At 36.3% G+C, this 13,462-nt stretch carries 15 protein-coding genes; 7 read left to right on the top strand and 8 right to left on the bottom strand.

Going from position 1 to position 13,462, the window contains the following annotated elements:
* Positions 1–38 precede the first annotated feature (38 nt).
* Positions 39–617 (bottom strand): hypothetical protein, encoded by a 579-nt coding sequence (locus tag ML462_RS08000; RefSeq protein WP_240713285.1) that lies wholly within the window; start codon positions 615–617, stop codon positions 39–41.
* A gap of 173 nt (positions 618–790) precedes the next feature.
* Between ML462_RS08000 and ML462_RS07995 the strand changes: the two genes are divergently transcribed.
* Positions 791–2,776 carry an aconitate hydratase gene (locus tag ML462_RS07995; RefSeq protein WP_240713284.1) on the top strand — a complete coding sequence of 662 codons (1,986 nt, stop codon included), beginning with the start codon at positions 791–793 and terminating at the stop codon, positions 2,774–2,776.
* 210 nt (positions 2,777–2,986) lie between these two features.
* The gene (locus ML462_RS07990) at positions 2,987–4,000 is read left to right on the top strand and encodes a hypothetical protein (protein ID WP_240713283.1); all 1,014 of its coding nucleotides are present in this window, start codon (positions 2,987–2,989) and stop codon (positions 3,998–4,000) included.
* A 69-nt stretch (positions 4,001–4,069) separates the two neighbouring features.
* Here ML462_RS07990 and ML462_RS07985 read toward each other — a convergent pair whose 3' ends face one another.
* The gene (locus ML462_RS07985) at positions 4,070–4,369 is read right to left on the bottom strand and encodes an HPF/RaiA family ribosome-associated protein (protein WP_240713282.1); all 300 of its coding nucleotides are present in this window, start codon (positions 4,367–4,369) and stop codon (positions 4,070–4,072) included.
* 190 nt (positions 4,370–4,559) lie between these two features.
* On the opposite strand from ML462_RS07985, the gene ML462_RS07980 reads away from it, so the two are divergent.
* The 4 genes from ML462_RS07980 (at position 4,560) to ML462_RS07965 (ending at position 7,036) form a co-directional block, all read left to right on the top strand.
* Entirely contained in the window at positions 4,560–5,036 is a 477-nt protein-coding gene (locus tag ML462_RS07980; protein WP_240713281.1) for a nucleoside deaminase, read from the top strand.
* Positions 5,037–5,123: 87 nt separating this feature from the next.
* Positions 5,124–5,981 (top strand): formate/nitrite transporter family protein, encoded by an 858-nt coding sequence (locus ML462_RS07975; protein WP_240713280.1) that lies wholly within the window; start codon positions 5,124–5,126, stop codon positions 5,979–5,981.
* A 72-nt stretch (positions 5,982–6,053) separates the two neighbouring features.
* Positions 6,054–6,254, top strand: coding sequence for a hypothetical protein (locus ML462_RS07970; protein WP_240713279.1), 201 nt, complete (start codon positions 6,054–6,056; stop codon positions 6,252–6,254).
* 230 nt (positions 6,255–6,484) lie between these two features.
* Positions 6,485–7,036, top strand: a complete 552-nt coding sequence (locus tag ML462_RS07965) for a DUF4251 domain-containing protein (protein ID WP_240713278.1) — start codon at positions 6,485–6,487, stop codon at positions 7,034–7,036.
* Here ML462_RS07965 and ML462_RS07960 read toward each other — a convergent pair.
* From ML462_RS07960 to ML462_RS07940, 5 genes are all read right to left on the bottom strand, one after another.
* The gene (locus tag ML462_RS07960) at positions 7,033–7,455 is read right to left on the bottom strand and encodes a hypothetical protein (protein ID WP_240713277.1); all 423 of its coding nucleotides are present in this window, start codon (positions 7,453–7,455) and stop codon (positions 7,033–7,035) included. The two genes, ML462_RS07965 and ML462_RS07960, sit on opposite strands and share 4 nt — an antisense overlap.
* A gap of 303 nt (positions 7,456–7,758) precedes the next feature.
* Entirely contained in the window at positions 7,759–8,949 is a 1,191-nt protein-coding gene (locus ML462_RS07955) for an acyl-CoA dehydrogenase family protein (protein ID WP_240713276.1), read from the bottom strand.
* A 102-nt stretch (positions 8,950–9,051) separates the two neighbouring features.
* Positions 9,052–9,537, bottom strand: a complete 486-nt coding sequence (locus ML462_RS07950) for a peptide-methionine (S)-S-oxide reductase (protein ID WP_240713275.1) — start codon at positions 9,535–9,537, stop codon at positions 9,052–9,054.
* A gap of 6 nt (positions 9,538–9,543) precedes the next feature.
* On the bottom strand, positions 9,544–10,584 hold the full coding sequence (locus tag ML462_RS07945; RefSeq protein ID WP_240713274.1) for an MBL fold metallo-hydrolase: 1,041 nt from the start codon (positions 10,582–10,584) through the stop codon (positions 9,544–9,546).
* A 3-nt stretch (positions 10,585–10,587) separates the two neighbouring features.
* Entirely contained in the window at positions 10,588–11,028 is a 441-nt protein-coding gene (locus tag ML462_RS07940; RefSeq protein ID WP_240713273.1) for a PepSY-like domain-containing protein, read from the bottom strand.
* Between the two features lie 133 nt (positions 11,029–11,161).
* Between ML462_RS07940 and ML462_RS07935 the strand changes: the two genes are divergently transcribed.
* The gene (locus ML462_RS07935) at positions 11,162–11,626 is read left to right on the top strand and encodes a GNAT family N-acetyltransferase (RefSeq protein ID WP_240713272.1); all 465 of its coding nucleotides are present in this window, start codon (positions 11,162–11,164) and stop codon (positions 11,624–11,626) included.
* Here ML462_RS07935 and ML462_RS07930 read toward each other — a convergent pair.
* The gene (locus tag ML462_RS07930; protein WP_240713271.1) at positions 11,623–13,461 is read right to left on the bottom strand and encodes an adenylate/guanylate cyclase domain-containing protein; all 1,839 of its coding nucleotides are present in this window, start codon (positions 13,459–13,461) and stop codon (positions 11,623–11,625) included. The two genes, ML462_RS07935 and ML462_RS07930, sit on opposite strands and share 4 nt — an antisense overlap.
* Position 13,462: the final 1 nt, after the last annotated feature.

The following is a 13,462-nucleotide window of genomic DNA, read 5'->3' as shown; positions in this document are numbered from 1 at the left end:
GATCCTTCAAATAATTACTTCTAAAGAGCCCTTCTTTTTTATGCATTTTGAGCCTGCTTCTTTTCTTCTTCCATCTCTTTGTCTTTTTTCTCTGCCTGTTCTGCACCCTTATCGGAAATCAATGGGTGATCCTTTTTTCCCAGCCCCACGATAAGGATCACATTTGTTATTGTACCGTAAAGCATCATCACTACAGCTACGAATCCACCTCCAAGTATTGAGGCCATTCCTAAACTTGAATAATAGATCATTTGATACCAGGATTTGCCTACCTGTTCTGATTCGCTTATTGGTAAGTTGAACATTAAAAAGGTTATAACCGCTATTACGATAAGTATGGTATCAGATTTAGCGATCATTAATACGTCTTTATAATGTCTCTTGGTTAACCTGGAATCTGAAGATCGGCTTAAACCAAGTAAGGTAAGCATTAAGGCAAGAATAGTAGTGGAACCCAGAATAACGGTATTGCATAACATATTTATCCCAGACATGGAATGTTGTAAAAGATCCATGGCTTTATAACCTGAAATTTGTCCAAGGATAATAGTTCCACTAGCCATAACCATTGTTGAAACAATTCCACCTACGATAGCCCTTTTTACTATGGGATTCATTTGAAAATTCGGTATTTAGTTAAGGTTCAGTTATCCAAATTAATAAAATTGATTTAAACAATTTTTTAAGCTCATCGATTCCATCAAAAAAACTTGTTTTAAGGCTAAGGTTCTGTTAAATGGGGGAAGTTTTCCTTTAAAAGTTGGTAATTTAAAGTTCAAAATTTCCAACTATGTCAAAACTCAATGTCACACAAAAACTAATTAAGGAACACCTATTAAAAGGAGAAATGGAACCTGGAAAGGAGATCGGGATCAAAATAGATCAGGCTCTCTTACAAGATGCGACGGGTACCCTGGTACAGCTTGAACTTGAAGCAATGGGATTAAAAAAAGCCCAAACCGAGGTTGCGGTACAATATGTAGATCACAACCTGCTTCAAACCGATTTTAAAAATGCCGATGACCATTTATTTCTCCATTCTGCAGCACAAAGATTTGGATTATGGTACAGTAGACCCGGAAATGGAGTAAGCCATCCCGTTCATATGCAAAGATTTGGGAAACCAGGAAAAACTATGGTTGGCTCAGATAGCCATACACCAGCCGCAGGATCTTTAGGTATGTTGGCAATAGGTACCGGCGGGCTTGATGTTGCCGCAGCTATCGCCGGGCAGCCATACTTCGTGAAAATGCCTAAAGTCATGGGAGTAAAGCTTACAGGTAAATTGCCAGATTGGGTTAGTGCTAAGGATGTGATCCTGGAGATGTTAAGAAGATACGATGTAAAAGGTGGGGTAGGAAAGGTTATCGAATATTATGGTGAGGGCTTAAAAAACCTTAGTGCCATGGATCGTCATGTAATTGCTAATATGGGGGCTGAGCTGGGAGCGACAACCACTGTTTTCCCTAGTGATGAGGAAACTAAGAGATTTTTAAGATCACAGAAACGTGAAGATGACTGGGTTGAATTAAAAGCTGATGAAGGTTGTACCTATGATTTTGAAGATGAGATTATACTGGATGAGCTTGTTCCCTTGATCGCCCTTCCAACCAGCCCGGGAAATGTTGTTCCCGTTAGAGAAGTAGAAGGTAAAGAAATAAGTCAGGTAGTTATAGGATCTTCTGCAAATCCGGGATTGAGGGATTTCTGGATAGCAGGTGCCATCGTTGAAGGTAAATCTGTAAATAATGATGTTTCCTTCGATATAAACCCAACTTCAAGGCAAATGATCCAGAACATGATAGATAACAGGGCTTTTGCCAATTTAATCAAGGCAGGAGCAAGGTTCCATCAATCTGGTTGCATGGGATGTATAGGAATGGGGCAGGCACCGGCTTCAGGAACTATTAGCTTACGTACAATGCCAAGAAATTTCCCAGATAGATCTGGAACCAAGGATGACAAAGTGCATTTATGTAGCCCGGAAACAGCGGCAGCTTCAGCACTTACCGGAAAAATCACAGATCCAAGAGATCTTGAAAAGATCTACGATATGAAATATCCAAAATTTGAGCATCCCGAAATTGAAATTATTAACACTGAGATGTTAGTGGCACCGCCAGAGGATGGAACGGGAATAGAACTTCAGAAGGGACCAAATATTAAATCATTACCCTACATTGAGCCTATGCAGGAAAAATATTCTGTACCCGTACTATTAAAAATGGGAGACAATATATCTACAGATGAAATCCTAAAGGCTGGGGCAGAAGTCTTGCCTTTCAGAAGTAACCTTCCAGAAATAAGTAAATATTCCTACACGGTAATAGATGAAAGTTTTTACGATAGAGCTATGGAGGCTAAGGATATCCATGGAGGACATATTGTGGTAGCTAAAGATAATTATGCTCAGGGTTCCAGTAGGGAGCATGCTGCGATCGCTCCTAAATATTTAGGACAGGTTGCTGTAATTGCAAATTCTTATGCTCGTATCGCCTGGCAAAATCTCGTGAATTTCGGAATCCTGCCATTAGAATTTATAAACATTGAAGATTACGATAAAATAGAGCAGGGGGATAGTGTTTACTTCAGAAACCTGAGAGAAGATGTTAGAAACAGAAATAACATCAAAGTAATCGTAAAAAATGAGGATGGTAAAAGAGAAGAGTTTGAAACCAAGCATTCAATGAGTGATCGCCAGATCGATGTTCTTCTAAAAGGTGGGATCATAAATGAATTCAAAGATCGACTTGAAGAAGAGGACCTAAAGGCCTGATATTCGATTTTATTTTTTGAAGAACAAAATTTAATAAATAGGAAAGCCCTTTCATAAAAAAACTGAAGGGGCTTTTTTTATCGATATATCTAACCTATAGAATGGTATAAATGTGAAATTAAACCTAAACTTTATTAAATCTCTTCTTTTGTAAAACTTTGATTTACAGGTGTTCGTATGTATTTATATAAACCAATTAAAGTTTTAATTATGAAAAATTATTTTTTAGCCATTCTGGTAATAGCAATGGCAATTACGGGATGTGAAAAAGAACCTCAGGAGATCACCAATTCTACGGCAGATTTAAAATCGGTAACAAAAAGTAATAATTATGGGGTTCTGGTTTCTTCCAATACTTCTGGTGTGATTAATTACTACGATGTGGTGAATGGTATTTCCAATCCACAAAGATTGAGTTTTGAAGTTCCTTATGCAGACGCAGATGGAATAGTTTATGATCAAAAAAGAGATGCGATTTATCAAGTTAACAGAACAGATTCTGAGTTGGTTGCGTATGGAGGATATGATAAAGCTTCAGATGGGGATATGTTAATGACTACCGCAACAGGACCATCAACTTTTAGTAATGGTCGAGAGGCAACTTTTTATAACAATAAAGTTGTTATTGCCGATGATTTAGCCGAAGGCGGAAGACTAGTCAGTTACCATGTAAACGAAAAAAATATTTCCGATTATCGCGAGTTCAATGTCGACTTTCAGGTATGGGGAATTCAGATAGTAGGTAAGGATCTTTGGGCAATTGAGGATGCCACGAATAAGCTGGCATGGTTTCAGGATTTTTTCAGAGCAAAAAGTGGAGATCTTGATCCTACAGCTGAAGTTGCGATTGAAGGCCTCGTTAGAACCCATGGTTTAAAATATGATGCTTATTCAGATACCATGGTATTGACTGATATTGGTGATGCGGGTAGCGCAGATGATGGTGCTATAGTTATAATATCATCTTTTACTACAAAATTCATGGCGGCTGTAAATAGTGATGGAATAATCTCTATGGAGGATCAAATTAGAATAGCGGGAGATCAAACGGAGTTGGGTAACCCAGTAGATGTTGATTTCAGCAACTCTAAAAACGCGATTTTCGTGGCAGAGCGAGCTCAACAGAAATTCCTTGTTTTTGAACTTCCAATAGATAGTGGAAATTATGCACCTGTATATTCAGATGATGTTCCGGGGGCTAGTGCTGTTACTACTACCTTTTAATTCATTAACTAAACCAAAAAAGCCCTTTCAAATTTGAAAGGGCTTTTCAATTTTAATTATTTTCCAAAATTAGTGTGTACTCATTTTTGCCTTTCGCTTACTACACTGTCTTTCCACATCGTTAACGGTTTGTGCTATTGATGCTTCAAAGGAATTTTCATTAGACTGTGCGAAAATTTCAGGTCCTGGAGCACTTAGTCTGATTTCTGTAATGTAACCGTTTGGTTTTTGATTCTCGTCTCTTTTGAAATAAACATTTGCTCTAACCACCCAGTCATATTTGTTTTCGACTTTATCTAGTTTCTTTTGTGTAAAAGCTTCAAGATTATCACTTTTTTCTATGTTTACGAATTCAAAAATAGCTTCCATATATTGTAATTTTTATTTATTTAAATAAACCTAAAATCTGATGAGGGGCAAAGCATCTTAGGCTAGAATTAGCAAACATTTAGCACTATTTTTAGAGTTTATGGTGCATACCTTAAATTCAGCATAATCTCGCCGTAAAATTTCTAAAATAGTCTCTGAGCCATTATTATTTCCGTAGCTTTAAGTTGTTATGGAAACAAAGGATGTACAGAAGAAAATGATGAGTAGGGCCTTAAAATTGGCTCGTGAGGGAAGAGATATGGATAATGGAGGTCCTTTTGGTGCAGTGATCTCGAAAGGTGATGAGATCATTGCTGAATCTAGAAACGAGGTTTTATGCAAGGGTGATTGTACTCAGCATGCTGAAACCAGGGCCATACAAAGAGCATGTAGGCAACTTGGTAGTCGTAGTTTAGAGGGCTGCGTACTCTACGCAAGTTGCGAACCCTGTATGATGTGCCTTGGAGCTGCCCATTGGGCAGGAATAGATTATATATACTATGGAGCTTCAGCCCGGGATGCAAAGGAATATGGTTTTACTTATTGTAACATGTTCTATAATTCAGACAAGGAAGAAAGGCATAATGAATTCAAAATGATACAGCTTTGCCGGAATGAAGCACTAAAAATCTGGGATCAGGTACCTAAAGAACAATTACACGTATAATATTAAAAATTTTATAATCATAGAATCCGGAGGAAGTTACTTCTTCGGATTCTTTAATTTTACGGGTAAATAACCAACATTGATTAAATGGATTCAGAAAAAGAAAAAAAAGGAGACAAGATCGTTGATAAAGAAATGGACAATTCTGAATCTAAAGATCAAACCAGGACCAAAACCCATGGAGAGATTCTTAGGGAACAGATCATAGAAGGATGTGAAACTTATGATAGAAGCAGCAGAAGCATACTCTTAAGTTCCTTTACGGCAGGTTTAGAGATTGGATTCAGTTTCCTGATGATATGTTCAATATTTGGTTTTTTTGAAGGCAGAGTAGAGGAGGATACTCTTTTTAAATTAATCGCTCTGGTATATCCTCTAGGATTTATCCTGGTTGTACTTGGGCAGTCTATTCTATTTACTGAACAAACATCTCTATTAGCGCTACCGGTTCTTAGTGGTGGAAGAAGTATTTTAAGTATGCTGAAGATATGGGGAATCGTTATCCTGGGTAATTTGATTGGAGGAATTCTAATCGCATTGACTTTATCCTGGATAGGTCCGAACCTTAACATTTTTGATGAAGGAGTTATTGCAAAAATCGGTGAACATTACGCAAATTATGACCTGCCCACTATTTTGGTAAGTGCCATCCTTGCGGGCTGGCTTATGGGGTTACTTAGCTGGCTGGTTACATCCTCAAAAGAAACTACTTCAGAGATACTCATTATATATATAATCACCGCGGTAATGGGTTTTGCCGGTTTGCATCACAGTATTATTGGAAATATTGAAATATTTGCAGGAATGCTGGTTTCTCCTGAAATAAACCTATTAAGCTATTTAAAGGTTTTAATTACGGCATTAGTTGGTAATGCCCTTGGAGCGACAATTTTTGTAGCCTTATTAAAATACCGTGCGTTCGTTTTCAATGTAAAAATGCCCTAATTGGTTGTTAAATGATATCTAAATGATCATGCAACAACAAATTCAATTCTTAAATTGAGAAAAAGAAGAATTATGGCAGAAGAAAATAAAAAAGAACAGGCAGACTGGCAGAAAAATTCAGGCCGACCTTCTAACTTTCATGAAAAAGATGATAGCTTAAAAAAGGATGGAGATGGAAATTTAAAAGTAAAGGGCGATGACAAAAGAGTTACTAAAGAGGAAGATGAGGCCATTCAGGATACATTAAAATCTATTAGTGGTTCTGACGAGTAAGAATAGTTACTGTGAATTAATTTATGATCTATCCGGTAATTAAATTACCGGATTTTTTATCACAAATTTAAAATATACAGGTCAATTTCTTATTGAAGACTAATAAACTAAAATAAGCTGAATTAGTATATGGAAGACGGATTATGAACAGAGTAACGACGTTCACTTTAAAATTTTTTATTTAAAAATTTTCAGAAGGATCTTTCACGCAGGTTTTAAATTCGTAATTTATGATGCTTAAATTTTCTAATATGCATAATTTTCTATTCTATAAATTTATACCATATAGGTTTTATTCTGCGATTTACCTGTTTATATTGTTCAGTATTGTTGCATGTGGAGGGAATAAAAATATTTCTGATGAAGGTGATTTTTCAGAATTAAAAGAGCTGGTAGAATCTGGTGATTTTGAGATTCAAAATGATTGGGCCTTTCCAAACAATTCCAACAATATTAATCTAATAGGGAATCCAAATCATTTAATTTTTAAGAATGATAGTGTAGATATTTTTCTTCCATATTTTGGAGTAAGACACGCAGGAGGGAACTATGCCGATACCGAGGGTGGAATTGTCTATTCAGGACCTTTAAATGACCTTGAGAAAGATGTAAATGAGACCAAAGGCATTATTTTGATCAAATTCAGGGGAATGAGAAATGGAGAAATCATGAATTTCGACGTTACCCTATATCCTAATAAAAAGGCCAGAACCCGTGTAGTTAGTACACAAAGAACCCCGATTTCGTATGAAGGTAAATACAGAAGTTCTGAAGATCTTTAACCAGGCAAATTGCCAGTGTATTCCAACGCCAGTTTTAGGTCTGTAAAATGCATTATTTTTCCTTTTTTGTAGAATAACCGCTCTATAGCAATATTGGTAGTACCAATCATGCTGTGGGTTACGATGCAAAAACTCCTTAGCCGCCTGTTTTCTTCAAAGAATTTGGACCAATCCTGGGCGACTACGGAATAATCATAAATACGGTTAGCCATATAATTAACATAAAAATCTTTCCCGTAATACTTTTCAGCAAGGGCAATAACTTTACTACCATATTCCCAGCCATATATAATTCCTTCATTAATTTCGGTTACTATTGTTTTATCCAGGAATATTATATTTCCAAACTCAAGCTGATGAATTTCCTTGATGAATTCTGGTGGCAGAAAGTTAATAACTGAATTTGGATGAATTGTCATCTTAATTTTGAATTACAAAGAATATTCGACAAAAATAACATCTAAAAACCTGTTTTACAGTAATTTATAGTGTTTTTTTAATGTTGTAACTGATATGATTATGTGAACTTGCAAATATTTTCCTTAGAGGGGAACGTTAAAGTTTCAATTGAATCAATAATAGGAGTGGCTAAATCATTATATCATTCTTTACTATAATATTTTCTATTTTACATAATATAAATTATAGTTCATATTGCGGTTTATTAATATTTATGGAAATGTGATATTTTCACTTACTAATAAGTTTATTTAGGCCTTTACTCAGCTCTTATTCTTTATTCCCTGAAACAACTCCCTGAATAAACCCCGTGCGATCAAAACCTTCATGATCTCATTGGTACCGGCATAAATTCTTGCCACACGGTTATCTGCATACATCCGCGCAATTGGATAATCCCACATATAACCGTATCCACCAAATAACTGCAGGCATTCATCTACAACTTTATTATACATTTCGGTTGCGGAATATTTTGCCATGGAAGCACTTTCGGCAGTCAGTTTATGTTCCGACAATAATTTTATACAGCGATCCAGAAATGCCTGGTGTATCTGTAGTTGAGATGCACATTCGGCAAGTTTGAATTGGGTATTCTGGAATCCGGCAATTGGTTGTTTAAAGGCTGTTCTTGTTGAAGTATATTCAATGGTATTTTCTATAGCGCCTTCAGCACCGCCGATAGCGTTTAAAGCGACTATTAAACGCTCCCTGGCTAACTCCGTCATCATTATTTTAAAACCTGATCCTTCCTGTCCCAGTAAATTTTCTTTCGGAACCTTTACATCGTCGAAAAACAATTCACAAGTATCCTGGGCTTTCATCCCAATTTTTTTAAAAGGAACTCCTTTTTCAAAACCTTTAGATCCACTTTCAATCAACAACAGAGATATACCTTCATTTTCTATTCCGTGGTTTGTTTTAACGGCAACCAACGACATATCACTCATAAAACCATTCGTTATAAAGGTTTTCTGACCATTTACAAGATAATGATCACCATTATCTACCGCTTTTGTTTTGATCGCCTGAAGATCACTACCGCAGTCTGGCTCGGTCATTCCTAAAGATGTGATCATTTTACCGGAAGCCATTTGAGGAAGATATTTTATCTTTTGAGCTTCGGTTCCATATTTCAGAATATATGGAGCAACCACATCTGAATGAAGAGAAAATCCGGGGCCGCTAACGCCTTTTTTACCAAGTTCTTCAATAAATAAAGCGTTAAAACTAAAATCCAATCCTCCTCCACCAAAATCCATAGGAATATCCATACACAATAAACCTAATTCACCAGCACGTTCCCATATTCTTCGACTTACCATGCCATTTTTCTCCCATTCTTCTAACTTATCCATCATTTCATTCTTGATGAAATCCTGGATCATCTTACGGGTCATTTTATGTTCTTCAGAAGAATAAATTTCGCGTTCTAACAATACATTTTGTAACATACCAGGCTAATGAGTTTAGTGAATAACAAAAATCTACAGGGTACCAATTAGAATATGCTTTGGGGATGCAATCGAAACAACTTTCTATAGGGTGTAAACTGCCTATTTGATGTAATTTACAAAATCATTCTGAATGAGTTCCAACTTCGGAACTATATACTTCTTACAAAATGGTCTTTCAGGGTCTGTTTTGTAATAATTGGTTATTTGTTCACGAGAAGCCTTAAATTCTCCAAGGAAATGAACCTGAGTAATAAAATCTAGGCTCTGTTCTGAGAGTCGTTTTAATTTATTTTTCGCTTCAGCATACTGAAGTTTATCAAAGGCATAGATCGCTGAAAGATATCTGGAACGCAAACTATGATTTTTAGCACTCTGGTGAGTTTTCAAATGAATCTCAATAAGAATTTCCAGATTTATAATCTCTGGATTAAAATGGACAATCACGCCTTCAAAAAAAGTATCTGTATCATTACTCGCGGAAATATAGCCTTGATCAACCTTTTTAACTCCCTTCAGGCTTTGAAAAACTGCCTCGGTACACCAATGACAACCTCCACCTAATCCAATTCTCACTAAATCGTTCATAAGAAATCATTTAAATGCTTCCCACCAGGAATGATCTTTTAATTGTTTAACAGTAAAAATTTCTCCAGGTTTCGGATGGCTTAATTTTAGACTGGTACCGGCTGCAGCGCTTATAAACCTTCGAATTGGATCTTTCCAGTGGTGTTGTGCCAGTGCAAATCCCGCCCAATGTACTGCCATAATCTTTTTCAATCCCACGTCTAAAGCTGCTTGAATACTTTCTTCAGGATACATATGTATCTGATGCCACTTCTCGTTGTACTGACCGCATTCCATGATCCCAAAATCAAAAGGACCCAACCTCTCTCCTATTTCCTTAAAATGATTTCCATATCCACTATCTCCACTAAACCAGATATTTTCCTTAGGTGTTCTTAAAACCCATCCTCCCCAGAGAGATCTTGAACGGTCCATGAGTCCTCTCCCTGAAAAATGCCTGGTTGGAGTAAATGTGATCTTAATGTCATTAAAATTAAGATCTTCCCACCAGTCTAATTCTACCATTTTATTTTCCGGAACACCCCATTTTTTAAGATGCCTGGCAACACCAAGGGCCATACCAAATTTCCTGACTTTTGGAATCAATTTTTGAATGCTATTAAGATCCAGGTGGTCATAGTGATCATGAGATATCAAGGCAAGATCGATTTCGGGTAAATCATCGATAATATTTAGTGTGTCATTACTAAAGCGTTTTATACCGAAGGGAGAGATTGGTGCGGCATCCTGGCCAAACATAGGATCTATAAGAATGGTTTTAGAATTCAGCCTTAAAAGCAAAACCGAATGTCCGTACCAAATGAGTTTAGAATCACTGGACTCTTTCAAAAAATCAGCCTTATCGAAAGGTTCAATAGGAATTGGCTTCTCAGGTTCTCGACCCTGTTTTTGGCAGAATTGTTTGTATAGCAATTTCGGGAGATCCTGAATATTGATATTCATACTGGTGTCCTCGAGGTTCTGGAACTTATTTACCTGCCAGTTATTAGATCTGGTATATTTTTCAAGATCTTCTTTTCTGGGTTTTGCTCCAAATTGCCTTCTCATACCTTATTCCTTGATCTCAGAACCGTCTGCACGAAACATTACGTCTTTATTTTTGCCTTTTTGTTTAAATTCAACATCAAAGAATTCCCCCTTTTCGGCATTTAAAACATGTTCTACTTCAGCGATCTTATATTCCGAATATTTTTCCTTAATTGCCTTTTTTATTGCTTCAGGTAAATTTTTTTTCTTTATATCGTTTTCAGTTTCTATCCAGGTACCATCAGCATTAAAATCGGCCCTATATTTCTCTCCATCTTTTTTGAAATGAGACTCCCAGTAACCATGATCATCCTGTTCCCAGTCAGGATCATTCTCTCCCGGGTATTTCTTTTGAAAGGCAATTTTTACAGCCTCTGGAACCTCTCCATCCTTTTGATTTTTCTCCTGGCAACTAAGTAAGCCAATACTAAAACAAAAGGCTATATAAACAGATATTTTTCTCATATTCTTACTTTTCCATAAAACTAAAAAGCACCGGAATGTTTAGCCCCCAATGAAATCATAAATTTTAATTTTGCTTTAGGCATTCATATTTCAGAAAGTATTTATACTTTAAAAAGTCCAAATTCTTTCCAAAATGATAAGAATAAAAAGAACAAATTCAGATGACCAGGATTTTATACACCTGGTAAAGAAGCTTGATGAATATCTTGCCGTATGTGATGGAGATGAACATGATTTTTATGATCAGTTCAACAAATTAGATAAAATAAAACACGTGGTCCTTTTATATAAAGAGAACACTCCGGTTGCCTGCGGAGCGATCAAAAAATATTCTGAAGGCATAGTGGAGATCAAAAGAATGTTTGTACTTCCCGGTGAGCGCAATAAAGGTTATGCGAGTAAAATACTCAGAATCCTTGAATTATGGGCTTCAGAATTGGGTTATACCAAATGTATACTGGAAACCGGGAAAAGACAAACAGAAGCAATAGGTCTATATACCAGGAATAATTATAAAAGAATCAATAAATACAGTCCATACGAGAATATGGAAAACAGCCTCTGTTTTGCGAAAACGCTTAATAAAAATGAGTTCTAACCAGATTCCTTCAATAGCTCCTTTTTACCAATTCTGGCTTTTAGGTCATTCAGAAGTGTTTTGTTCTTAATTGCCTTTACATAGTACATCCTCATAGATCCCTTATTCTTAACCTCTATCTCTCCCCTGTATTCGCAATCAAAATCATCTTTAATTAATTCATAGGTGTTGGCAGAAACATTTATTTTATCCATTTCTGAACTGGATTCCATCCTTGAAGCGATATTTACAGTGTCACCCCAAATATCATAACTGAATTTTTTACTACCCACTACCCCGGCTACTACAGGTCCCGAGTTTATTCCAATTCTTAAATGGAAATTGTATAATTCTTCATTTCTTCTCCTCATTTCATGCATGTAGTCCATCATCTCAAAAGCTACAAGAACAATATTCACAGCGTGTTCTTTTGAAGGAAAAGGCAAACCTCCGGCACACATGTAACAATCGCCCATGGTTTTAATCTTTTCGAGGGAATATTTTTCCATTAACTGGTCGAATTTTGAAAAGTAATTATCCACTTTTTTTACCAGATCTTCAGGTGAGAAGGTTTCCGATATTTTTGTAAATCCCACTATGTCCGCAAAAAGCACGCTGACCATTTCAAATTTTTTGGATTTCACCCTACCGGCAAATTTTAATTCCCTGGCGGTTTCTTCCGGAAGAATATTCAATAAAAGTTTATCTGACCTGTTTCTCTCATTTTCAATGATCTTTTTAGTCTTATTTATGTATTTATTTCTTCTGTAAAGACCAATGGCAATTATTATAATAGATAGCAGAGCAACGGCAGTGGCAATTCCAATAAATTTCTGGGTTCTTCTTTGTTGCTCCATAAGATCGATCTCCACCTGTTTTCGGGCGATCTCATTATCTGTACGTATTCTAGCCATTTCCTGAACGGCCCCAACATTGGTAATACTATCTCTGAACTTAATATGGTCCCTATAATATTCGTAAGCTGATTGATAATTAGCTTTTTGTTTATAGAGTTCAGAAAGCTGAAGATTTGCTTCACTTATCTGGTCTTTCAAATTATATTCTTTGGCCAGGATTAAACTTCTGTTTGCATAGGAAATTGCCAGATCTAATTCATCCTGCTTTGCATATATATTGGAGAAACTCATCAGAAATTCAGATATAGGATAGTACTGCTTTTGTTCTTCGAGCATACCAATAGCCTGATTCATATTCTCCCTGGCTAATTCCTCTTTATTTTGATCGGCATATACCATACCTATGGTCCCTATCGAATATGCCAGGCCTAATTGAAAATTTTTTCTCGAAAAAATCTCTTTGGATTCTTCCAGGTATTCCAGGGCTTCATCATAAAATCCAGCCTTAAACGCAAAATCACCGGCATTTTGCAAGGCTGTAGCGATACGAACACTATCTCCAATTTTTCTTAGTGATTCTATACCATTATCATAATAGTCATTAGCAGTTTTAAAGTTTCCGCTCATTGCATAAGTGTTGGCAATAGAGATTGTAGCTGCTCCAACACCTAAGTCATCATCACTCTTAACGGAAAGATCCCTGCTTTTAAAGTAGGCCTCCAAGGCATCAGCATAATCGCCTTTTAATTGAAAAGCATGTCCTTTCTGAAGATATCCACTTATGAGATATAAATAGTTAGTATCCTTCGCCGCTTCCTGAATAAGCAAATCGGCATACTTCTTTTTACGCTCAGGATTCTGTAGTTTTTCGGCTATTTGCTTTAAAATTGGCAAATTATCCCCCTCAACTTTTCCCAATTCATATTGTTCAATAAGGCTATCTAAAGCTTTAGTATTTTGAGCTGAAGCAAATGAAATTGCGAAAAGAAGAATGATCAAA

This window comes from Christiangramia lutea (assembly GCF_022489035.1).
Classification (GTDB): Bacteria; Bacteroidota; Bacteroidia; order Flavobacteriales; family Flavobacteriaceae; genus Christiangramia; species Christiangramia lutea.
Note: the sequence above shows the minus strand (reverse complement) of the source record. Positions and strands in the feature narration are given on the sequence as shown.